Source organism: Pseudobacillus sp. 179-B 2D1 NHS, assembly GCF_045370945.1.
Classification (GTDB): domain Bacteria; phylum Bacillota; class Bacilli; order Bacillales; family Domibacillaceae; genus Pseudobacillus.
Genome location: NZ_JBIQDP010000031.1, coordinates 26073 through 49705, shown reverse-complemented (window position 1 = coordinate 49705; position 23633 = coordinate 26073). Strand labels below are relative to the sequence as shown.

The 23633-nt window shown below is 41.6% G+C and carries 24 protein-coding genes and 2 tRNA genes; 3 read left to right on the top strand and 23 right to left on the bottom strand.

Annotation, left to right across the window (positions count from 1 at the left end; translation table 11 throughout):
- Positions 1–300: 300 nt before the first annotated feature.
- The 15 genes from lysS to spoIIE form a co-directional block, all read right to left on the bottom strand.
- Complete coding sequence (gene lysS, locus ACH0BF_RS22090; RefSeq protein WP_120035833.1) at positions 301–1785, bottom strand: lysine--tRNA ligase; 1485 nt, start codon at positions 1783–1785, stop codon at positions 301–303.
- A 36-nt stretch (positions 1786–1821) separates the two neighbouring features.
- Positions 1822–2820, bottom strand: a complete 999-nt coding sequence (gene dusB, locus ACH0BF_RS22085) for a tRNA dihydrouridine synthase DusB (protein ID WP_120035832.1) — start codon at positions 2818–2820, stop codon at positions 1822–1824.
- 13 nt (positions 2821–2833) lie between these two features.
- Positions 2834–3046: a helix-turn-helix domain-containing protein gene (locus tag ACH0BF_RS22080; protein WP_120035831.1), complete on the bottom strand. Its 213-nt coding sequence runs from the start codon at positions 3044–3046 to the stop codon at positions 2834–2836.
- On the bottom strand, positions 2998–3525 hold the full coding sequence (gene folK, locus ACH0BF_RS22075; protein ID WP_406910300.1) for a 2-amino-4-hydroxy-6-hydroxymethyldihydropteridine diphosphokinase: 528 nt from the start codon (positions 3523–3525) through the stop codon (positions 2998–3000). Before folK ends, ACH0BF_RS22080 begins: the two co-directional genes overlap by 49 nt.
- Entirely contained in the window at positions 3518–3889 is a 372-nt protein-coding gene (folB, locus tag ACH0BF_RS22070; protein WP_120035829.1) for a dihydroneopterin aldolase, read from the bottom strand. The genes folK and folB overlap by 8 nt, the downstream gene beginning before the upstream one ends.
- Complete coding sequence (folP, locus tag ACH0BF_RS22065) at positions 3882–4709, bottom strand: dihydropteroate synthase (protein WP_120035828.1); 828 nt, start codon at positions 4707–4709, stop codon at positions 3882–3884. The genes folB and folP overlap by 8 nt, the downstream gene beginning before the upstream one ends.
- A 105-nt stretch (positions 4710–4814) precedes the next feature.
- Positions 4815–5741 (bottom strand): cysteine synthase A, encoded by a 927-nt coding sequence (gene cysK / locus ACH0BF_RS22060; RefSeq protein ID WP_120035827.1) that lies wholly within the window; start codon positions 5739–5741, stop codon positions 4815–4817.
- A 153-nt stretch (positions 5742–5894) separates the two neighbouring features.
- A complete protein-coding gene (hslO, locus tag ACH0BF_RS22055) occupies positions 5895–6776 on the bottom strand; it encodes an Hsp33 family molecular chaperone HslO (RefSeq protein ID WP_406910299.1) in 882 nt (293 codons plus the stop codon).
- Between the two features lie 18 nt (positions 6777–6794).
- On the bottom strand, positions 6795–7559 hold the full coding sequence (locus tag ACH0BF_RS22050; protein ID WP_120035826.1) for a type III pantothenate kinase: 765 nt from the start codon (positions 7557–7559) through the stop codon (positions 6795–6797).
- Positions 7560–7806: 247 nt separating this feature from the next.
- Positions 7807–9804, bottom strand: a complete 1998-nt coding sequence (gene ftsH / locus ACH0BF_RS22045; RefSeq protein WP_120035825.1) for an ATP-dependent zinc metalloprotease FtsH — start codon at positions 9802–9804, stop codon at positions 7807–7809.
- Between the two features lie 114 nt (positions 9805–9918).
- On the bottom strand, positions 9919–10473 hold the full coding sequence (gene hpt, locus ACH0BF_RS22040) for a hypoxanthine phosphoribosyltransferase (RefSeq protein WP_120035824.1): 555 nt from the start codon (positions 10471–10473) through the stop codon (positions 9919–9921).
- Positions 10474–10485: 12 nt separating this feature from the next.
- On the bottom strand, positions 10486–11865 hold the full coding sequence (gene tilS / locus ACH0BF_RS22035; RefSeq protein WP_120035823.1) for a tRNA lysidine(34) synthetase TilS: 1380 nt from the start codon (positions 11863–11865) through the stop codon (positions 10486–10488).
- Positions 11866–11942: 77 nt separating this feature from the next.
- Entirely contained in the window at positions 11943–12911 is a 969-nt protein-coding gene (locus ACH0BF_RS22030; protein WP_340851621.1) for a protein kinase domain-containing protein, read from the bottom strand.
- On the bottom strand, positions 12880–13614 hold the full coding sequence (locus tag ACH0BF_RS22025) for a VWA domain-containing protein (protein ID WP_120035822.1): 735 nt from the start codon (positions 13612–13614) through the stop codon (positions 12880–12882). The genes ACH0BF_RS22030 and ACH0BF_RS22025 overlap by 32 nt, the downstream gene beginning before the upstream one ends.
- 85 nt (positions 13615–13699) lie before the next feature.
- Positions 13700–16195 (bottom strand): stage II sporulation protein E, encoded by a 2496-nt coding sequence (gene spoIIE, locus ACH0BF_RS22020; protein WP_120035821.1) that lies wholly within the window; start codon positions 16193–16195, stop codon positions 13700–13702.
- A 198-nt stretch (positions 16196–16393) separates the two neighbouring features.
- On the opposite strand from spoIIE, the gene ACH0BF_RS22015 reads away from it, so the two are divergent.
- From ACH0BF_RS22015 to ACH0BF_RS22005, 3 genes are all read left to right on the top strand, one after another.
- Positions 16394–16467, top strand: a tRNA-Met gene (locus ACH0BF_RS22015).
- Positions 16468–16657: 190 nt separating this feature from the next.
- Positions 16658–16729, top strand: a tRNA-Glu gene (locus ACH0BF_RS22010).
- A 144-nt stretch (positions 16730–16873) separates the two neighbouring features.
- Complete coding sequence (locus ACH0BF_RS22005; RefSeq protein WP_340851625.1) at positions 16874–17284, top strand: VOC family protein; 411 nt, start codon at positions 16874–16876, stop codon at positions 17282–17284.
- A 98-nt stretch (positions 17285–17382) separates the two neighbouring features.
- Here the strand turns inward: ACH0BF_RS22005 and ACH0BF_RS22000 are convergent, their stop codons facing one another.
- From ACH0BF_RS22000 to spoVT, 8 genes are all read right to left on the bottom strand, one after another.
- Complete coding sequence (locus tag ACH0BF_RS22000) at positions 17383–17826, bottom strand: S1 domain-containing RNA-binding protein (RefSeq protein ID WP_120035819.1); 444 nt, start codon at positions 17824–17826, stop codon at positions 17383–17385.
- A gap of 82 nt (positions 17827–17908) precedes the next feature.
- On the bottom strand, positions 17909–18307 hold the full coding sequence (locus ACH0BF_RS21995; RefSeq protein ID WP_120035818.1) for an FtsB family cell division protein: 399 nt from the start codon (positions 18305–18307) through the stop codon (positions 17909–17911).
- 16 nt (positions 18308–18323) lie between these two features.
- Positions 18324–18935: a spore cortex biosynthesis protein YabQ gene (gene yabQ, locus ACH0BF_RS21990; protein ID WP_120035817.1), complete on the bottom strand. Its 612-nt coding sequence runs from the start codon at positions 18933–18935 to the stop codon at positions 18324–18326.
- On the bottom strand, positions 18932–19231 hold the full coding sequence (gene yabP, locus ACH0BF_RS21985; protein ID WP_340851630.1) for a sporulation protein YabP: 300 nt from the start codon (positions 19229–19231) through the stop codon (positions 18932–18934). Before yabP ends, yabQ begins: the two co-directional genes overlap by 4 nt.
- 231 nt (positions 19232–19462) lie before the next feature.
- Complete coding sequence (locus ACH0BF_RS21980) at positions 19463–19723, bottom strand: RNA-binding S4 domain-containing protein (protein ID WP_120038038.1); 261 nt, start codon at positions 19721–19723, stop codon at positions 19463–19465.
- 23 nt (positions 19724–19746) lie between these two features.
- Positions 19747–21210, bottom strand: coding sequence for a bifunctional methyltransferase/pyrophosphohydrolase YabN (yabN, locus tag ACH0BF_RS21975; protein ID WP_406910298.1), 1464 nt, complete (start codon positions 21208–21210; stop codon positions 19747–19749).
- A 40-nt stretch (positions 21211–21250) separates the two neighbouring features.
- Positions 21251–22810: a putative polysaccharide biosynthesis protein gene (locus ACH0BF_RS21970; protein WP_340851633.1), complete on the bottom strand. Its 1560-nt coding sequence runs from the start codon at positions 22808–22810 to the stop codon at positions 21251–21253.
- Between the two features lie 183 nt (positions 22811–22993).
- Positions 22994–23530, bottom strand: a complete 537-nt coding sequence (spoVT, locus tag ACH0BF_RS21965) for a stage V sporulation protein T (RefSeq protein ID WP_120035815.1) — start codon at positions 23528–23530, stop codon at positions 22994–22996.
- Positions 23531–23633: the final 103 nt, after the last annotated feature.

Here is a 23633-nt window from a genome sequence, read left to right as displayed (position 1 = left end):
TGTTTGACTTGCTCATAATTTAAAAATAAGAATTAACTTACTGGCATGTATTTTGTTCAGTTTTCAAAGATCAATTTCGCTTCAGTCGTTTTTGGCGACCTCTTAAATATATCATTTATCAACCTTGCTGTCAACAACTTTTTTAAAATATTTTTAAATCAACAAGTGACCGTTGTTAACAACGAATATAAATATACCATCTCCTTTTCTCCCATGCAAGTATTTTTTTAAAATAGTTTATTTTAATCCCCTAAGCTCTACATATAATAATAAAGGGCCGCTTTGAGCGGCCCTTTATTATTATTCCTTGTGTCTCATCAATGGGAAAAGTAACACATCCCGAATTGAAGGGGAATTCGTTAATAGCATCACAAGACGGTCAATCCCAATACCTAATCCTCCTGTTGGCGGCATTCCATATTCCAACGCCTCAACAAAGTCATCATCCATTTCATGCGCTTCGTCATTTCCTTGCTCACGCTCTTTCAGCTGTGCCTCAAAGCGTTCACGTTGATCAATTGGATCATTTAACTCTGTAAATGCATTCGCGTGTTCACGACCAACGATAAATAATTCAAAACGATCTGTAAAGCGTGGATCTTCATCGTTTTTCTTAGCAAGTGGAGAGATTTCAACCGGGTGACCATAGATGAAAGTAGGTTGAATCAATTTTTCCTCTACTTTTTGCTCAAAGAACTCATTAACAATATGCCCATATTGCATTGTTTCTTTATATTCAATCCCATGTTCTTTAGCCAGCGCACGGGCTTGTTCGTCCGTCATTTCTTGCCAGAAATCGACACCTGTATATTCTTTAACGGCATCAACCATGTGTAAACGACGCCATTGTGGTTCTAAATTCACTTCATATTCCCCATACGCGATTGTTGTGGTGCCATGCACTTCACGAGCAATATGAGCAATTAAGTTTTCTGTTAAGCGCATGATATCTTCATAGTCTGCATAGGCTTCATACAATTCAATCATCGTAAATTCCGGATTGTGGCGAGTAGAAACTCCTTCATTACGGAATACGCGACCGATTTCATATACTTTTTCCATGCCTCCTACAATCAGGCGTTTTAAATGAAGTTCGATAGCAATACGCATATACAATTCCATATCAAGCGCATTGTGATGTGTAATAAATGGACGAGCAGAAGCTCCTCCCGCAATTGAATGCATCATCGGCGTCTCTACCTCTAAATAGCCATGGTCATCCAAATAGCGTCTCATCGACTGAATAATACGGCTGCGTGTAATAAACGTCTGTTGACTATCCGGACTCGTAATCAAATCCAAATAACGCTGACGGTAACGCTGTTCAATGTCTTTCAACCCATGAAACTTATCAGGAAGCGGACGCAAAGCTTTCGTTAAGAACTCATAATGATTAACTTTAATTGAAAGCTCTCCCACTTTTGTTTTAAAGATTGTACCAGTAATGCCAACAATGTCACCTAGATCTGTCATATTAAATAATTCGTAAGCTTCGTCCCCGACTGCGTCTTTGCGCACGTAAATTTGAATCTGTCCTGTTAAATCTTGCACATGGGCAAATCCAGCTTTTCCTTTTCCACGCTTTGTCATAATACGTCCAGCAATTTTTACTTCTATTTCTTTTTCTTCTAATTCTTCCTTGGAAAGCTCCTCATATGCAGCCAAAATGCCTTGAGCTGTATGTGTGCGTTCGAAGCGTTTGCCAAAAGGATCGAGCCCTTTATCTCTTAACGCCTGCATTTTTTCTCTTCTGACCAGCAGCTGATCGTTTAATTCCTCACTCATTCCATTCACTCCTATTCCTATGGTCACCCTTACAAGTTATCCGGCTTGGACAGCCGCTTCTTTTTCTTCTACCTCTTGAACGAAAGTAGACAGCAAGCTAACTAATTGCTCTCTCGTCTCACAGTAGTTAATTTCTTTACGTACGCCAGCATTGCCACGGATACCCTTTAAATACCAAGCAGCATGCTTTCGCATTTCACGTACAGCAATGTTCTCGTTTTTCAAAGCAATAAGACGGTCAAGGTGCAATAAACAAACATCGATTTTTTCACGCGCTGTAGGTTCTTCAATTAATTCGCCTGTTTCTAAATATTTTACCGTGCGATAAATCATCCATGGATTTCCTAGGGCAGCACGACCAATCATCACTCCATCAACACCTGTTTCTTCAAGCATCCGCTTAGCATCCTGTGGAGTTTGGACATCTCCATTTCCAATGATCGGGATGTTGACTGACTGTTTTACTTCTTTAATGATATCCCAGTTCGCTGTCCCTTCATACATTTGTACACGAGTCCGGCCGTGAAGGGCTATCGCCTGTCCACCTGCTCTCTCTACAGCTCGGGCATTTTCCACCGCATAAATATGCTCTTCATCCCAACCCATACGCATTTTTACTGTGACCGGCTTATCAACAGCATCCACTACAGCCGATACCATTTCATAAATCTTGTTCGGATCAAGCAGCCATTTAGCTCCCGCGTCACACTTTGTAATTTTAGGAACTGGACAACCCATATTAATATCAATAATATCGGCATTTGTATGTTTGTCGACAAAGCTTGCAGCTTGTACGAGCGATTCTTTTTTACCTCCAAAAATTTGCAGGCTAAGCGGTTTTTCTCTCTCATCAATATAGAGCATATTCATTGTTTTTTCATTCTGAAAAACAATTCCTTTGTCGCTGACCATTTCAGCACATACAAGACCGGCACCAAATTCTTTTACTGTCAGACGAAAAGCAGAATTACAAATTCCTGCCATCGGAGCAAGTACCACCGGGTTTTTCATCTCGATGTTTCCGATCTTTAACATATTCATCACCTTTCTACTTCTTTTCCGGCGGACAAAGTTCATCAATTGATATATGCAAAGCTTTCGATATTTCCCTTAACAGCTCATCAGTTAGCGGGCGGCTGCCTCTTTCCACTTCACCAAGCACAGAAACAGATATGCCGAGCTGATGGGCAAGGCGTTCTTGAGTAAATCCCTTCAACTTTCTGAAAGCCCGAATCCTTCTTCCCCACTGTTCGGTTTCCATAGGCGCACCCCTTCCCTTTCCTGCATACTTGAAAGTACTTTTTCAAGAGGCCTATCACTCCCTGGAAAACAAATGATTGGATCTATCTCTATTAAAGGAACGAGAACAAAAGCGCGTTCATGCATTCTTGGGTGCGGAACGATAAGTTTCTCTGATTCAATATTGTCTTGATTATACAATAAAATGTCAAGGTCTATTATTCGCGGCCCCCATCTGAATTCCCTAACCCTTCCAAGTTTTTGTTCAACAGATAAACATAATTCCAGCAGCTCTTCCGCAGACAGAGAGGTGCTTATTTGAATAACCATATTTAAAAAAGCAGGCTGATCCGTATAACCAACCGGTTCTGTTTCATAAATAGAAGAGAGTTTCTCTATAGTAATAACATCCTGTGAATGTAGCAGATGAATTGCCATTTGCAGATTGGCCAACCTGTCCCCTATATTTGTTCCTAATGATAAGAAAGCTCTATTATTCATTTTCTATTCTTCTCCTCATTATTTCAACAGCTACATGATTGTAATGACCTGGAATAGGTGGATCAGGCTTAATAACCTTTATCGTGCAAGCAGTCACTTTAGGGAAACTTTCTAAAAGAGCCAGGGAGATATGCTCAGCAACTGCTTCTACCAATTTAAAAGTACGGTTCTCTACAATCTCTTTGCAGACTTGATAAACTTCCCCGTAATTTACAGAATCCTCAAGGTTATCCGACTGTCCTGCCTTTCGCAAGGAAACCTCAAGTACAGCGTCGACTCGAAAGCGTTGGCCAAGTTTGTTCTCTTCTGGGAACACACCATGATAACCATAAAACTCCATACCGGTTACGTAAATTTTATCCATTTCCTCCTCCCTTTCCAACTAAAGCGTCCATCATTTTCGCCATTCGGCTGATCGGCTTTACATCATGAATACGAAGAATATGGCAGCCACTTTCAATACCGTAACAGCAAATAGCCCCTGTTCCTTCCATTCTTTCTCCTACTGGCAGATCGAGTACATGCCCGACAATTCTTTTTCGCGAAGCACCAAGCAACACCGGGAATCCAAGAGCAGCTACTTTGTCCATGTTTCTCAGCATAAGTAGATGCTGTTCCATATCCTTGGCGAATCCAATCCCAGGATCAAGAATAATCTTTTCTTCGGGAACGCCCGCTTTCATGGCAATCTCAATACTTTCATACAAATCAAGCAATACATCTCGGATAAAGGAACCATAATCCATGTTGTCTCGATTATGCGTGAGAATAATTGGCACATTTTTCTCAGCAGCTACCACCGCAATCTCGGGGTCTCTTTTTGCTCCCCAAATATCATTAATAATATGAGCACCAGCTTCTATCGATTGTCTTGCCGTTTCCGCTTTATATGTATCAATCGAAAGCGGCACGTCCACACTAGCAGATACGGCCTGGATAATTGGCAACACTCTCTTCAACTCTTCCTCTGCTGACACAGCAGCATACCCTGGCCGCGTCGACTCTCCACCAATATCGATGATGTCTGCTCCTTCACTCACCATCTCTTCTGCATGCTGAACAGCTGTCTCTATCTCGTTATAACGCCCGCCATCAGAAAATGAATCTGGCGTTGTATTTAAAATCCCCATAATGTATGTTTTTTTCGTGAAATCTAATTCATATGGTCCTGCGGAAACTTTCATTTTTTTGCTCCTTTCATCTTTCTGCTCTTCTTTTATTTTAACATGCCTAAACGATACAAAAATAAAAACAGACTGATTTCTCAGTCTGCTTTTCAATTCATTTAATTAATTTTCTTCAAAGTTATACAACGGGGTACTTAAATAGCGTTCTCCGTTACTGGGAATGATTGCCAGCACTTTCTTACCTTTCCCAAGCTTTTCCGCTACTTGCAAGGCGGCAGCAACGGCTGCTCCAGATGATATTCCACCTAAAATCCCTTCTTCACGAGCTACTTTTCGGGCCGTTTCAAAGGCTTCATCATTTGTAATTTTAATGACTTCATCATATACGTCTGTATCCAGTACTTTTGGAACAAAGCCTGCTCCAATTCCTTGTATTTTGTGAGGTCCCGGCTTTCCTCCAGAGAGAACTGGAGAATCCGCTGGCTCTACTGCATACACTTTTACTTCAGGGAACTTTTCTTTCAGCACTTGACCGGCTCCAGTAATCGTTCCACCTGTACCGATACCAGAAATGAAAGCATCCACTTGATCCATTTGCTCAACAATTTCTTTTCCTGTTGTTTTTCGGTGAATCTCTGGATTTGCTTCATTTTCAAATTGTTGAGGCATAAAGTAGCCATTCTCTTCAGCCAGTTCTTTTGCTTTGCGAATAGCTCCGTTCATTCCTTCAGAGCCAGGCGTTAATACAAGTTCAGCACCATAAGCACGAAGCAGATTGCGACGCTCCATACTCATAGTTTCTGGCATAACAAGGATAGCACGATACCCTTTTGCCGCTGCGATCATTGCCAATCCTATTCCAGTGTTACCGCTCGTTGGCTCAATGATTGTTCCGCCTTCTTGAAGATTACCGCTCTCCTCTGCCTCCGTAATCATTGCAAGGGCAATCCGATCTTTTACACTGCTTCCAGGATTCATATATTCCAGCTTTAAATATACATCTGCACTGTTTTCATTTACTACGTTATTCAATTTAACAATTGGAGTTTGACCGACTAATTCAGCTACTGAATTTGCTACACGTACCATTTTATCCACCTCAATACCAAGTATTTTTATTGGTTATATAGAATTTACCAATCTTTTTATTAAAAGTCAATCGTTTTACTTTTTAATATACGTATTAATTATAAAAAAACCTGCAAAACTTTTTTGTCAGCAGGTTTTTTCAATTTGATTCAATTAAATAGAAGCTGCTGCTTTTAATTCCTCAAGCTCATCTTTTGTGAAAAGATATTTTTCGTTACAAAAATGGCATTGTGCTTCTGCTTGACCATCCTCATCGATCATTTCCTGGATTTCCTCTTTTCCAAGGCTGATAATGGCATTGCCAAACCGCTCTTTTGAGCAAGTGCACTCAAAGCCAACTGGCATATGATCAAGGATTTTTACATTTTCTTCTCCTAAAATATAATAAAGGATCTCTTCAGGAGACAGTCCCTTTTCGATCAATTTAGAAATCGGGGTCATGCTCGAAATCTTTTTCTCAATCGTAGAGATTACCTCTTCCTCAGCTCCAGGCATAATTTGAATTACAAACCCCCCAGCCGCTAAGATCGAGTTATCCGGATTAACCAATACTCCAACCCCTACAGATGACGGAACTTGTTCGGATGCCACGAAGTAGTAGGTAAAGTCCTCTCCCAGCTCTCCAGAAACAATTGGAGTTTGACCAGTAAAGTGTTCGCGAAGCCCAAGATCTTTCACAACCGTCAGCATTCCCTCTGTACCAACAGCACGACGAACATCTAGCTTGCCGTGTTCATTTAAATCAAAATGGGTTTGTGGATTGGTAACGTAGCCTCGAACTTTCCCTTTTGAGTTGGCGTCAACCAGAATAGCTCCAATTGGTCCGCCTCCCTCTATTTTAATTGTAATTTTTTCTTCACCTTTAAGCATAGCTCCCATCATAACGCCAGCCGTCATCGCCCGGCCCATCGCTGCAGAAGCAGTCGGCCACGTGTAGTGCCTTCTTTGCGCTTCATTTATCGTCTCCGTTGTATCCACCGCATACGCACGAACTTGTCCCTCATATGCTAATGCTTTTACTAAATAATCTTTCACAGGAAAACTCCTTTCTTCTTAAAGGTTGCGTTTATAAATCAGACATAACCCTTTAAGCGTTAATAGCGGATCAATAATATCAATTGATTGCGCTTCTTCTCCAATCAAAGGAGCAAGCCCCCCAGTTGCTACTACAGTCGGCTGTTTTTTGCTTTGCTCCTTCATCCGGTTGACAATACCGTCTACTTGCCCTACATATCCATACAATATCCCAGCCTGCATAGCGGAAACTGTATTTTTCCCAACAATATGGTCGGGTCTAATGATTTCTATACGAGGCAGCTTGGCTGCTCTTGAATAAAGAGCCTCGGTAGAAATCGTAATGCCTGGAGCGATGGCACCACCCATGTAATGCCCGTCCTCATCAATATAACAGTACGTTGTAGCTGTTCCAAAATCTACAATGATTAAAGGACTGCCGTATTCATGAATAGCAGCTACCGCATTAACAATCCGGTCTGCCCCTACTTCCCTCGGATTTTCATATTTAATATTTAAACCGGTTTTCATACCAGGACCGACGATCATTGGCTTTATATTAAAGTATTTTTGACACATTTGCTCCAACGAAAACATAATTGGCGGCACTACGGAAGAGATGATAATCCCTTCAATTTGATCGAAAGTAATTCCGACATGCTGAAAAAGGCTTTTAATGACCATGCCGTACTCGTCTTCCGTTTTATTGCGGCTCGTTTCGATCCGCCAGTGAAATTTCAACTCGTCTTCTTCATAAACGCCTAGCACAGTATTTGTATTCCCTACATCCAACACAAATATCAAGACTCTCACCACACTCATTTAAACTTTTATTGCTGCCATTCATCATATCACATAAAAGCGGTAACATCATTATGTCACGCATTCCAAAATAAAGGATTTTTTTAAAAAAGCCTGTTGCTGACTGCATCCTTTTTTCTTATTTAACAAAAGATACATAAGCCGGACGACAAACAGAAAAATAGAGGGAGTTTCAATTTATCATTTCCTATAAAGCAAAAAAAACGCCGATTTTCATCGGCGTTTTCTATTATGCTTTTGGATCATCTTCCTGATCAATTGGCTGCTGTTCCTTTTCACCAGAAGCAGGCGCTGTGTTGTCCGTTTGAGAAGGCTCTTCCTTCTTCTGTACATTGACAACAACCTGTTCATCTTTAGAAAGCTTCAGCGTTTCTGTTCCTTCATCTGCTTCATACTTGCGCTCTGGCAATGTGCCATGATCAACGAGATGTTTAATTTGAGCGGCGTCAAGTGTTTCTACTTCAAGAAGAGTATTCGCAATTAATTCCAGCTTCTCGCGATTTTCCGTTAAGATATTCTTCGCACGCTCATAGCATTCCTTGATAATTCTTTGGATTTCCAAATCAATCTCGTATGCAATCGCATCTGAATAATTTTGTTCATTATTAAAGTCGCGTCCAAGGAATACCTGACCACCAGAACTCTGACCAAATTGAAGCGGTCCTAGTTTGTCACTCATTCCAAATTCCGTCACCATACGGCGGGCAATGCCTGTCGCACGCTGGAAGTCATTGTGTGCACCAGTTGATACTTCACCAAAGATGAGATCTTCAGACACACGACCACCTAACAAACCGGTGATTTTATCAAGAAGCTCTGGCTTCGTCATAAAGTAACGATCCTCTCTTGGTAGCATAACGGCATAACCGCCAGCTTGACCACGCGGAACGATGGTTACCTTATGAACCATGTCGGCTTCATCAAGCACAAGACCGATCACAGTATGTCCCGCTTCGTGGAAAGCAACAATTTTTCTCTCTTTCTGAGAAATAACGCGGCTCTTCTTTGCAGGACCAGCGATCACTCGATCTGTTGCTTCATCGATATCACGCATATCAATTTTCTTTTTATTACGGCGTGCAGCTACAAGCGCTGCTTCGTTTAATAAGTTTTCGAGATCGGCACCAGAGAAGCCTGGCGTTCTCATCGCAATCGCTTTTAAATCAATCGAATCATCAAGCGGCTTGTTACGTGCATGAACGCGGAGTACCGCTTCACGGCCATTTACATCCGGGCGATCAACTGTGATTTGACGGTCGAAACGGCCTGGACGCAATAAGGCAGGGTCTAGAATGTCAGGACGGTTTGTTGCGGCAATAATAATGATTCCTTCATTGGCACTAAATCCATCCATTTCAACTAATAGCTGGTTCAATGTCTGTTCACGTTCGTCATGTCCGCCGCCAAGACCGGCACCACGTTGACGACCCACTGCGTCAATCTCATCGATGAAGATGATACATGGAGCATTCTTTTTTGCATTTTCAAACAAATCGCGTACACGAGAAGCCCCGACCCCAACAAACATTTCCACAAAGTCAGAACCACTAATGGAGAAGAATGGTACGCCCGCTTCTCCTGCTGCCGCTCTCGCAAGCAATGTTTTACCGGTTCCCGGAGGTCCGACTAAAAGAACCCCCTTCGGAATTCTTGCACCTAACTCAGAGAACTTGCGCGGGTCCTTTAAGAATTCAACAACCTCTACTAGCTCTTGTTTTTCTTCGTCGGCTCCCGCTACATCCTTAAAGCGCACTTTTTTCTTTTCATCATTGTACAAGCGGGCTTTGCTTTTTCCGAAATTCATCACTCGGCTGCCGCCGCCCTGTGCCTGGTTCAATAAGAAGAAGAATAAAAGGAAAATAATTAAGAAAGGAATGATTGTCGTGAAGAAAGATACCCAGCCGCTTGTCTCTTTGGCAGGTAAGATTTCTACTTTAGAATCTTTTGCCGCTTCATCAATGCGGTTCAGCATATTCTCACTATTCATTACGTAAGTAAGAAAAAATTCACCTTCTTGCGCACCCTTCAGTTGTCCACGAACCTCGTAGACCCCTCTCTCCGGCTGCATGGAGAACGTTTCCACCTGATCTTTTTCCAGATAAGAAACAAATTCATTGTACGTTATATTCTTATTCGGTTCATTATTGTTATTGAAATAACTGACAACCCCAATAATGACAAGGAAAACTAGTAAATAAAATATGGTATAACGAAAAATCCGGCTCATCCCTTACCTCCTCCCACGGTAAAAATACTGTATTCAATACTATCATAGAAAATCTTGGCATTACAACTATTTGACATGCGGATCGGCCTATTCATATATGCTGATCAACCTTTCTTAATCGTTATCCGCTTCTGTATATATTTTTGGTTTCAAAACGCCGATGTAAGGAAGGTTCCGATATTTTTCTGCAAAGTCAAGGCCATAACCGACAACGAATTCATCAGGCACTTTAAACCCGACCATGTCGGCTTTAATTTTCGCCTTTCTGCCCGTTGGCTTATCTAAAAGCGTTACAATCTTAATGGATTTTGCTTTTCTATATCGGAAAAGCTCCACTAGATAGCTCAGCGTTAAACCGCTATCGATAATATCCTCAATAATGAGTATGTCCCTGCCTTCCACTGATGTATCCAAATCCTTAACAATCTTGACTTCCCCTGATGAAGTTGTCGAACGGCCATAGCTGGAAACATCCATGAAATCCATTTCTAAATAAGTATCCATGCGCTTAATTAAATCAGACATGAAAGGCATGGCTCCTTTTAAAACTCCAATAACGAGGGGAAACTTGTCTTTATACTCTTCTGTAAGTTCAAGACCGAGCTCCTTAACTTTCTCTTGAATTTCTTCCTCGGTAATGAGTACTTTCTCAATATCCTGATTTAGCAATTTGTTAGCCTCCTAGAAGTGATTGCGTATATAAATTAATATTAAATGGTTACCAGTGGAGTCGGCTTTTTCATGCCTAGACTTCTTTAATCCGGGCACCCAGAGCAGTTTCCCCTCGCTGTCTGTCACAATTGGCCATTGATCGCGCCTTGCAAGGACCACTTTCTCATCAATAAACAGGTCTTTCAATTTTTTTGAACCGTTCATGCCCTTTGGCTGAATTTTGTCGCCTTGTTTCCTTGTACGGATATAAAGTGGAAGTTTGACCTTCTCATCAAGAATCATATACTCATATTCGCCCGTTACTTTGGGAATGTTGTCAGTCAGTATAAATTGACCTCCATATGGCCAGGAAACCTTGTTTTCATAAGTCAGTTTAAACACATATTCCCTTTTTTCAGAAGTGTTAAATCCAAAGACACACACTTGATATTCCCGGCAGACTTTCAGCCCATGCGGCAAGTCCAATTTCCATGAGGATTTGTCTTCCTTTAAAAGCTGTAAAATCTGTTGAATATGTATGAAGGAGAAGGGCTTTTTTCCTTTATAAAGATAGTTTAATATTAGATGAATCGCTCTTTTTTGTAAAGGCAAAGGCATCATCAGAAAGCCCTCAATTTCCAAGGAGCAATTACTGTCATTCTTTTGCCATATATTCTTTAGTTTCTCCTTTGTTAATTCTTCCAACATTCTGTTGTCTTCATTCAACTCTTCACTAAATCTTTGAAAATGCTCATGAACTTTTCGATTTTCTTCCTTTAAAAAAGGAAGCAGTTCAAGACGAAACCGATTGCGGGTATACACAGGCTTTTCATTGCTCGGATCTCGGCGCGGGTTAAGTTGATAATGCAGGCAGTATTCCTCAATCATTTCTTTATTCACATAAAGAAGTGGACGAATAATTTCTCCTTCTCCTAGCGCTCTTCGAATAGGGATGCCTGTGCGATTGCTAGTTCCCTTCACGAGCTGCATCAGAACCGTTTCTATCTGATCATCACCGTGATGGGCAAGCGCTAATTTGTTAGCAGCAAACTTTCTCATTCCCCTTTCAAAAAATTCGTAGCGTACCCGGCGTGATACTTCCTGTAATCCTCCACCTGTTTCTTTCATTTCCTGTCCAATATTGATCCTTTCCGCATAAAAAGGAATGTCTTTATCCTTGCAGAATTGCTCAACAAACTTTAGCTCCTCATAAGACTCTTCTCCTCTGAACATATGATCCAGATGAAGAGCGAATACTTGGATATTTAACTTTTTACGTCTGCTTTCCAAATACGAAAGCATCGATAATGAATCTGGCCCTCCTGATATGCCGACAGCAATTCTGTCGCCCTTGCTGATTAACCGATGACGAGTAATAAATTGTTTGACGTTCTCTTCATATGCCAGCATTTGTTCCTCTTCCTGCTCTTTTTACTGACTATATTAACACTTTCTAAAGAAAACAAACAAAAAGAAAAGACTAATGTTTAAATGAGCAGTTCCGTCAGTACGTATAAAACATAGATAACTGCGACAAACAAGACAACAGTCAGTGTATACAGCCCACGCTCTTTCCTTTTCTTTTGTTTAAGCGAAACCCTTCCGCTGGTTTTGCGGACAGCAGATCGCATGTGACCTTGCTCGCTTTTTTTCTTTTCATAGCTTAAAGCAGCCAGCAGCTCTTTACGCATAGCCTGGGCTGCAGAATACCTTCCCTGCAGGGCTTTAATTAATACCGGCGCGATAGCTTGCAATTCTTTTTTTTGTCTGACTTTAGCTTCCAATTGTTTTATGCCCTCTTCATTCCGGGAAAATCTTTCAGGGTAAACAAGATTAATCGCTACCATTGCAGTAGCAAATAAATCGTAGGAGGGCTCTGCTTTTCTTGAACCAGCACGCCAGTAGCCTCTATCAAAAAACTCTGTATACTCTTTAACAGCCCGCCCCATTTTAGTCGTCCCGCCAACGTCAACGCAGCGGAGCGCATATGGCGGTCCTGACACAATCAAATTATCCGGTTTAATATCCCCGAAAATCCAGCCAGCTTCATGAAGTGCCTGTAAGTTTTCCAGCAGCTGTAACAGCAAAACACCAATCCATGATGATCCTCTTGCCTGGATAAAAGCAGAAAGGGTTGGCCCCTGTATATATTCCATGACATAAAAAGGGTGCACACCATAACTGTTCTCCCAATCATCTGCATCTAATAAAGAAGGCCCAAGGGAAGACCCCTGGACCTTAGCAAACGCCTTCAAAACGTTCATTTCAGCCGTGATCGATAATGGATTACTGAACTTTAACGCTGCTGCTCCATCCATTCCGTTCACTAAATAAACTGTACCGGTAGCTCCCTGGCCGAGCGTTCGCTCCACCAGATAGGCTTGCTTGTGCCATTTACCATGTATGACGGCTCCCCGGCGAATATTAAACTGATTTTTCGATGTATTCATCGCCATCTGATAACCAGCCTTTCCGGCTTCGTTTTGTTTTAAAGCGGGAAATAGCTTCGCGAATAGCAGGGCCAGTTGGTGTTAAACCGCCAGGGGACAGCTTTGAAAACATCGATGTTAAGGATTCAAGCTTTGGTGTCCAGTCAAGCAGCTGCTCCGTATCTTTTCTTTTCCCGGGAAATATAAACAAGGAAAAGAGACTGCTTCCCATTCTTGCGTTCATACTCAGCGATAAATCAAGGAGCGCCTCCTTCACGGTTGGAAGCTTGCTCTTCATACTTGCACTTGTATCAACTAAGACTAACACCTCCAAGTTAGCAGTTTCTCCAAGCTCATCTACTACTTCCATTACCTCACCGCGAGTTTCTGGCGGCAAAGCCTCCATCGCTGTTTCCTTATGCAAGATCTTCTTTAATTGTTCATTTACCACCCCTTGAAGTGTTTGGGTCATCGCTTGTCTCGTGACCATTTGAACAGTATGGGAAAGCTGCTTCGTGCAAACAGTTTGGCTAATCCCTCCTCCCGAAAGAGCAATTTGATCAATTTCCTGAAGTCCCCGCTGATCCGTAGCATGATCATCTATAATTCCAATAACATTAACTGTAATTCCCTGCTCCCGGGCGAGAGCAGCCATAGCAACTGGATCTTCCCCGTGATTCGAGCAGCCGTCTGTCAGCAGTAAGATTTGCTTAATCGTCCCTTGTTTCATGGTAACCCCTCCAACCTTTACGAGTTATCCTCAGCCTCGCCAGAAAGAGGGGAATTTATACTTCTCTGTAAATAAATTCAGTGCTTTAAGAAATTTTCTTTTTCTTTTTTGAAAAACCGAATTGCATTGGAATAGATGTCCACTTTGGTAGGTTGTGTTCTACCTTGGCCACTACAACTGTCATATCATCTTCAATTTCTCCTGATCTTGTTCTTATGACTTCCTCAATAAGTAAATCAGCAATCGTTTGTGGGTCCTCTGTTTCCATTTCCTGTATTTTCCTTTTCATCCAAAGATCCTTGTTCTCGACATTCTTTGGGCCTTCAAAAATCCCGTCACTCATCATGATAATTAAATCGCCCGATTTCAATTGTTCACTCACTACATCCACTTCAAATTCCTGTAAAATACCGATCGGTAAGTTGCTTGCTTCAATTTTCATTATTTTGCTGCCTCGTTTAATAAAGCTTGGTGTCGAGCCCACTTTCAAAAAGTTTGCTACCGCATCCTGCAAATCAATAATGACCAGATCAAGAGTCGAGAAGATCTCGTCTGTCGTTCGCAAAGAAAGAATAGAGTTAACAGATTTAATGGCGACTTTTTCTTCAATGCCTGACTTTAAAATTTGCTGTAGCAGGCGAAGAGTTTCATGGCTTTCATAATGAGCCCTTTCTCCATTTCCCATCCCATCACTAATCGCTACGGCATACTTTCCTGCCCCCAACTCAATCGTAGAGTAACTGTCTCCTGACACTAATCCACCGCCTTTAGCAGCATGTGCCGCTCCTGTTGTAACAGCAAACGCTTTAGCAGAGCGAAAGATCACATGACAAACACCTGCAGGGCCTCCCTCACATTCTTCCTTATGAACAATCACGTTATCACCTAAAATATCAGAAAGCATAGGAGCTATAATCTTCTGACATTCCCCGTGACTGTTATAAATAAAAGGAATACTCATTTCAATGTCAACGTTGCTTTTTTGCAAACTGTATATATCTACATAGTCAATCTCCAAACCGAATGCTTCAATCGCTTCTAATATCTGCTCTTCCTGATTATAGTGATTTTCCCGTTCTCTCTGAATTTCTTCAGCAAAGTCACTCATTACCTCAGAAACGCCTCGCAGCTGCTCTGCCACCAGCTTCCGGCTATCCTGCACCTGTTTTTTTAACTTTTGGTTTGCTTGGTAGTATGTTAATTGCTGTTTAATAGCTTCCTCTACCCTCGCCGGGCGGAAGCAGTGGGTATCCAACTCCCTCGACAATCTTTGACTTAACCCTGCTTGTCCCTCATCTAATTCATAAAGCACATCTTTCATTAGATGGTAGGTTTGATGAAAGTTTTTCGTCCAGCACTGTTCTTTTTTAAAGCATGTTTGACATGTTTTTTCAGTAACATGACTTAAAAACATGTCTAGTTCCCGCTCTTCGTAATTATCCAGTGCTTCAATGTTATATTGGGAAAAGCTTTTTGATAGTGCTTGGAACACTTCAGAAAATTGTTCTACTCTATTGGCTGTCACATCTCTCATCTTCCGTAAATATTGTTGCTGCTCATTTGAATGCTCTACAGTGCCGGGTATGAGCTTAGCCAACTGGTCGGTAAAGATTTTAGGCGTTAAGAATAAAAGGGCTACTGCTGCTAGGGATTCATATAAGGTTTGCATGAGCGGTACCCCTTGTTCTCCATACATTCCAGCAAGCAAGGTAGCGATAATCAGCCCGCCTGCCGCTCCTGCTTTTCGCCACTCTTTTAATAATCCGCCAAGTAAACCAGCAAAAGCAAGCAAGCTCATCTGAAAGAAGCTGGACACACTCGCAAGACTAAATATTAACCCAGTGACAACACCAACAGTGGAACCAACAGCCGCCCCAGAGATAAAAGAAAAAATTAAGACCAAGTATCTGGAGAAGATATGTTCAATTGATAAACCATAAACCGACCAGCCGATCGTGCCCGATGTAATGGAAGCAAGCATAATGATTAAGCTGACAATCTCTTCAGTCTTTAACGCTTTTATCCGTTTTTTGAGTGATAAAAAGGGAATGCTCTGCATAAAGATAAGTGTAAGCACAAAGGCTAATGAGGATTCAATCGCGGCCATTAACAGATCATAGGGTGCAAATTGCTGACCGCTTTGAAAATAGGAAAATCCCGATTTTACTGCCATGACTGTAAAGAAAACAAAGAATGGCAGTGATACGGCATCTTCCTTATGAAAATTCTTTAGCAGTCGGTAGACGACGAGAAACACGGCAATTGTAAAAAAGGAATAGCTCATTTGCTCAATGGACAAGGTTAAAGACCCTGCAAGCAAACCGATTAGAGCAAGTGGCGCACAATCACGCCTTAGCATAAAAGCAGCAGCGAAAAAAGGCAGGCCAAACGGCGTTAAATGAGACAGTATCAATGCCCGGCCTAACAAAAATCCAATGAGCAGCAAAATAAACCCTTTTTCAAGCAACAGCACTTGCAAATGGGTAAGAAACTGTTTAAGCCCCTTGAACACTTCCACTTTTGTTTCTTCCAATCCCACATGATTGACCGGCTCTGCCAAACTTCTTTCCGCTTTCTCCATATTAACAACTCCCATCCACGTTTCTTTGCTGCCATTATACAAAACCACCCTTTCAAAGTTTGTCAAAAAGAGAAGGCTTGTCTAAAAACCGTTCGACAACAGGAACAGTCACTTTTTTTATAAACCCTAAAAAAACTAATTGACAACAGCTTATAACCTAAGTATTATAGTCATTGTGCTTGAATTTTCACTTCCCATGGCGGTGTAGCTCAGCTGGCTAGAGCGTACGGTTCATACCCGTGAGGTCGGGGGTTCGATCCCCTCCGCCGCTACTAAAAAAGCGAAAGCAGTCGTTTCTAAAGGAATGCAGACTAATTGCCACGTTCTTTGGCAATCCCTACTCACTTTGCTCTCTATGAAACTTGAATACAACAGGAACCTTTTAGAGAATAGCTTTGGTATTCTGCAAAGGAATAGGCAGTCAAAATCTATTAGCAGTATGAATGAATCACTAATTATAAAGGCCCGTTGGTCAAGCGGTTAAGACACCGCCCTTTCACGGCGGTAACACGGGTTCGAATCCCGTACGGGTCATCGGCAAAAAAACCAGGTTTTCACAGATCCAAGCGGTCTGTTGAAAATCTGGTTTTTTATATTGTTTTTCTACCTACCATTTAGCATTGACAGCCAGCCATCGTACAGCCATAGTTTCAATATTGATAAAAAAGGGGGATCGATGTGAAAGGACAAACTACACCTTATCTAACTTTTAATGGAAATGCAAAAGAAGCACTGAATTTTTATGCCGAGGCTTTTCAAGCTGAGATACAAGGACTTCAGACATTTGGCGAAGCCGATTATCCCACTCCTCCCGAAGCAGCCAACCGTATTATGCATGCCCGTTTGGCAAAGGGACATTTCCTCCTTATGGTTTCAGACACGTTTCCCGGACAAGAGATAAAGACAGGAAATCAAATTTCCCTTGCCCTGACCTTTGAAAGCAAAGAAGATATCCAATCTGTATACGGGAAGCTGCAACAAGAGGGAACTATTCATATGGAATTACAGACTACATTTTGGGGCTCTACTTACGCAAAACTTCAAGACAAATTCGGCATAGTTTGGCAACTAGATTGCCCCAATCAATAAAAAACAGCCTTGCAAGATTTATGATATCTTGCAAGGCTGTTTTTTTTAGCTGCTGAACGTTTCCGATCAGTTCATAGTTATAGTTAAATAGACAGCAATTAACCCCGTTTCGCTCCTCTACCGCCACGGCGCGATTCTGTTTGGCGTTTCAAGGTAGACAGACGATCTTCACTTTCCTTGAGAAAGCGGGCCATTTTTTGTTCAAAGTTTTCTTTCGGAGTCGAATAGCCTCCTCCTCCTCTTGGACCTTTAGAGCGGTAATCATTATTTCTTGGACGGGGACGATAGGACTGCTGTTGCTGCGGCTGGTCTTTCGCCTTGCGGATGGACAAACCGATCTTTCCATCACTTTCCACATTAATGACTTTTACTTCTACTTCATCACCAACCTTTAGGTGATCATTGATGTCTTTTACATAATTGTCTGCAACTTCACTAATGTGTACTAATCCAGTTGAGCCTTCTGGCAGTTCAACAAACGCTCCGAATTTAGTGATCCCTGTCACTTTACCTTGTAACTTGCTGCCTACTTCGATTGACATAAAAAAAATGTTCCTCCTTAGAAATGATCAAACTTTACCCTTTATTATATTACGAAAAAAAGAGGTGTCAATATACCCCTTCTTATTCTTTACTTTTCCCTTTGCTTTCACTTGACTCAGGAATATTAAATATAATCTCTCCATCATCCGATAAAAAATACTTTTTCCTGGCGAGCTCTGCGATATATTCATCGTCTTCCAATCTCTTCAATTCTTCTTCATACTGCTTTTGTTGCTGCTTCAATTCTACAAGAGCTGCCTCAGCTTTTTTCTTTTCAAGCTTTTGTTCTTCAAGATGGGCCGTTCGTGAAAAAAGAGTTGATCCCAAACCGACAGAAAGAATAAGGGCCACAACTACGAAAGCACCTAGCCTTCTGTACAGCTTTGTTTTATGTCTCGCTAAAAACATATCTTTTCTCGCACGGCTGAAGACAAAGGCGTTTTTCAAGGCAGTTACTTTCCGTTTGTTTACACCGCTCATTTCCCTTCCTCCCGGCTCATTTTTTCCAGCGATTTGCTCTATCCATAATTTTATTCTTGATTAATAAGAAAAATCCTGCCAGCTTCTCTTTTAAGGCGGTTGCTCTTTTCCTTATGCTGTCAGGAAAAAAGCGCCAAATTAAGAGAATAGGCGAAAAAACAATCTTTCCTATCCATAATAATAGGTAAAGGGTACTTTTGGCAAGGACTAGCAAAGTCTTCCCGATTAAACCTATAACAATTACTATCGCCTTTATAATTAACTTAATTGGGAGGATAATAAGAAAATAACCGCACTTCTTTAAAAATAAGAAAATATTTACAACCGCTAAAATCATTTGCTCAAGAAGCCGAAGGTAAAGCCGCTTAAATAAGGCTTGATAAGCCGAGTAACCACAAAGTAAGGCGAGGAAAAGATAGAGACGGATTTCACCGTAATTAACCCGGTATAAGCAATAAAAGATGAGCAATCCAAATAGACACCAAAATATAATGTCAGTGAAAAAAGAAACGGCTCGCGGCCGGGTCTGCCGTTTTAAAAACCTTTGGTAGGTGTCGAGGAAGGCTCCAAATGTTATTCCCATAGCTATCATTGACAACAACGTTTCAAATTGAACAGTTAATGTCATTTGAACAACTTACTGAATAATCCTTTTGATTTGTCCCCGGCGGATTGGTCAGTATAAATAAGGCTGGAGATGCGGCCTTTAATCGCTACCAAGCCGCGATCTACATCCAAATTTTTCATTTGCAGGTTTTCACCTTTAATAACGAGCATTCCCATCACAGTGAGCAGCAAAAATTCCTCGCTGTCGAAACTTTCCACCTGCTTGACACCAGTAATTTCCATTATCTTTCTACCTTGCATAACAATATCATGACCGTCAGCTGAGCGACTATTAGTAGAATCATGCATCTGATTCATCTTTCTCCCCCTCACTGCAAAGTACAAGCTTTGCCACTAAATGTATGCGAGCAATAGCAAAACTATGAGGAGAAGCCAAAAATTTAAAAGACGCACACACGTTTCAAAGACCCTAGACGGATGTTAATAAAGATAGAGGAAGCATTAGATCTTATAAAAAAGTGCTCAAAAAGCATAGCTTTTGAGCACTTTCTAAATAGGCATTAAACGTTCATTCATTGACTCTCTCTTTTATTCGTTCACTCTCTCTTCTTTCAGCAACTGATACATGCCAGCTGCTTCTTCTTTTTTTGTCGTTTCCTGCAGCTTTTCCACTTTCACAGTAAGAATGCGCTGGCCAAGCCGAATAGATAACTCATCGCCCTCTTTTACGTTAGAGCTCGCTTTCGCAGTTACTCCATTAATGGTGATTCTTCCTTGATCCGCTACCTCCTTTGCCAGTGTTCTCCGTTTAATTAAACGTGATACTTTTAAAAACTTATCGAGTCTCATTGTCGACATGTTTCTCTCTCCCTTTATAAACCTATATTTTTCGCTTCGTCCCAGAATGCATCTAACTCATCTAGTGTGAAATCATTAAATGGCCGGCCGCTCTCTTTTACCCGTTTTTCGACATGAGAAAAACGGCGGTAAAATTTTTCATTTACTTTAGCCAGCGCTTCTTCGGGGTGAAGGTGATAAAAGCGGGCAACATTGATGAGTGCAAAAAGAACATCACCGAATTCATCAAGCTGTTTGCTGCTATCTTCATTCTTCACTTCTTCTAGAAATTCCTGCCACTCTTCCAGCACCTTTTCCATGGCCCCATTGGCATCATCCCAATCAAAGCCCAGCTTTGCTGCTTTCTTTTGAAATTCATAGGCGCGCAACAACGCGGGCAATCCTTTCGCTACTTCATCAAGCCGGAAAGCTTGTCTTTCTCCTTTTTCTTCGCTCTTAATCTTTTGCCAATTTGAAATAACTGCTTCTGCATTTTCAGCTGTTGCATCGCCAAATACGTGCGGATGGCGGCGAATCATTTTACTAGAAATCGATTCAATGACATCTTCAATGGAGAACATTCCTTCGTCTTCGCCAATTTGCGCATGAAGCATCACTTGCAACAGCACGTCCCCCAGCTCCTCCACGATGTGATCATCATCTTGCTGATCAATAGCGTCAAGTAACTCATAGGCTTCTTCAATTAAATATTTCTTTAACGATTCGTGCGTTTGCTCACGATCCCAAGGACAGCCCCCCGGCCCTCTCAACGTTGCGATAATTTGTCGCAGAACAGCAAATTCTTTATATGTATCTTCTTCTTTCCGTACAGGCGGCACATATAAAGATGTTAGATTGTTCAGTGTTACTTGTCTATCCAATTCATATAAAGGCAGCTTTACGGTGTGCTGGTTTCCACTCCCTGCTGCCGTAACGATAGTTACCTCATAGTCATCCGGATACTTCTCCATTAGTGTCAATTTCACATCAGAGGCGACGAAGGCATCGTATACTTGTGCAATGACAATGTGTTGGAAAATGTTAATATCATCTTTTCTTAAGGATGTTCCATCAAGAAATTGAAAGCCTTCTATCGGGTCTGCCCCAACAGCGGCAAACAGATCGTCAAGAAAACTGTGACCGCCAGCGATCGTTACCTCCAATTTGCCTGGCTGTGCTGCCTCAAGCAAAAGCTGAACTGTTTTCTCTGCGACAATAGGATGGCCGGGAACTGTGTAAATGAGCGCACCGTGATCTTTGGCTTTCTCTATTAACAAGGAAACAATTTCTTCATAGACCGCTTCAAATTGATCATGTTTTTCATAAATAGAATCAAAACTTTCGAAGCGGACACCCTCCCGTTGAAGATCATTAATGACCGGGTGATCAAGGGTACGGGTGAATACGTGCTTCGACTGTAACAACAATCTGTATATGCCAAGCGGCAGTTGGTTAATATCTCCGGCTCCGAGACCGGCAATAGTAATAGATGGTATCATGTTCCCTCTCTCTTTCTACTATGATTTTTAAATAGGCAACCTAACTAAGTTTCTTGCTCAGCCGGCTGCCAAAAGGGATCTGCTGCAACTCTTCTTCTGTGAACACTTTTAGCTTAAAAATGAGATAAATAAAAACAAATGCGCCAATAATGACACTACTTAATGCCGTCCCGGCCATAATAAGCCGGCTGTGAGCTTCCTTAAACAAGATATATCCTATGAGTAATTTCCAAACCTGCAATACACCTGTCATACAAAGAACGGCAAATACTGCTTTACCAGCAGCCTCCTTTTTCAGGAAAGCTGTCTTCCAATGTTTTCGAAGAAAGGCGGCTAAAAAAAGCGCCATCCAAACAAATGAGAGCAACGTAGCCGCTGCAGCCCCTGCTGTTCCAAAACGAGGAATAAAGAGAATGTTCCCCATGTACTTAAAAAGAATGCCTGTTAACACAGCGAGAGCTGGAATGAAATCCTTGTCAAACCCTTGCAGAATACCCGTCAATGTCAGAGCAAGTGAACTAAATAGAATCGATGCACAAAAAATCGAAAGAACAAACGACCCACTTCCATTTTCGAACAGCATCGTGTTTACTTCTCCCATAATATTGATTAACCCCACTGTTGCTGCCAGTCCAAATGTAAAACTAACCTTCAGCGCCAGCTGGATACAGCTATCTAGCTCCTGATACAACCCTCTGCGATAAACAGAGGTTACGAGTGGCACAACCGTTAAAGCAAGAGAAGCAGCCGCTGTAGTGCCAAGCTGCAAGAGGGGCTGGCCACGGTCATAAATTCCTTTGGCCATTTTAGCTTCCCATTCGCCCATACCCGATTGAATTAATCCACTATATAGGTTAAATGAATCGACAAGCTGGAACAATACAATTCCTATGCTAGACAGACAAATAGCCGCTGCCTGGATAAAGAGCATTCGGATTTCTTTTCCAGCCAATGTGTTTCCCCTCTTCACCTTTTTTTCAGAGATAGAAACACTCTTCTTTATAAAGTAAAATAAAACTGCCAGTGCAGCAAGGCTGCCGGCTATTGATCCTGCAAATGCTCCTGCACCGGCCGTATAAAGAGAGGCTCCCTTTCCAATTAAAATATAAGAGAATAATAAAATAGCTCCAACCCGGACAGATTGCTCCACTGTCTGAGAAACCGCTGTCGGGACCATATTTCCTTCACCCTGGAATGTACCGCGCCATACAGTTAAAAACGGAATCAGTAAAAAAGAAAAAGCTACAATCTGAAGGAGTGGCCGCAAAGAAGGATCCTCCATTTTGTCTGCTATCCATCCAGCTCCGAAAAAGACAGCGGCCCAGAGCAAAATGCCCGTGCAGCTTGTTACATAGTAAGAAAGTCGAACCACTTCCTGCCTGCGCTGCCCATCACCTGCTGATTCCGCGATTAATTTTGAAATAACGACCGGAAACCCATATGTAGCTAATGCATTAGCAATTCCGTAAAAAGGATATATTTGCTGATAAATATAAAAGCCGATATCCCCGACTATATTTTGAAAGGGAACTCTATATACAGCACTTAAGATTTTTACGAAAATAGCGGCAATCGTTAAAATGGCGGCTCCTTGTATCAATGAATTTTTCTTCCTTAATGGCAACATATAACACTCTGCCCTTCTAAACATACTGCTTCCAACTTAATATATTTGCATAGAAAAGCGCAAGAAATTTAATAAAAAGTCCCTCTTCATCTATATACAAACAAATGTTTGATCCATCAAAAAAGGAAGCAGTTTTGCCTCTGCTTCCTTGTCTGATTAGCTTTCCATTTGTTTAGCTAAAAAGCTGGCGGCGGTTTCTGCTGATTTTCTCTCCACTTCTCCTATGGAGCGTTCATCAGAGAAAATGACAACTACACCGATTGGATCGCCACCTGCCACAATAGGGGCTAGCGTATAGGATTGCACCTTTTCTTCACGGCCATCCACGAATGAGATCTTTGATTGTGGGTGATGTAAAACACTCTGCCGGTCATCCATCGCTTTTTCAATGACTTCCCCAATACTTTTATTAACGTACTCTTTCTTAGATACTCCGGCAGAAGCAATAATGGCATCGCGGTCACAAATCAAGACAGCCGTGTTTAAACTGTCATTCAATGCCTCTGCATACTCGTCAGCAAAGTCTCCTAACTCGCTAATCGGGGAATATTTTTTTAAAATGACTTCTCCATCACGATCGACAAAAATCTCTAATGGATCTCCTTCTCTAATTCTTAACGTACGGCGGATTTCCTTTGGAATGACAACCCGACCTAAATCGTCAATTCGACGAACGATACCAGTTGCTTTCATCTCATGTTGCCTCACTTTCCTCAGATGATTAATTGACAATAGTTCAACGATGCAAGCTCGATGATATTGCCCCTGTGATTGTTATTATTTATCATCTGGGAAG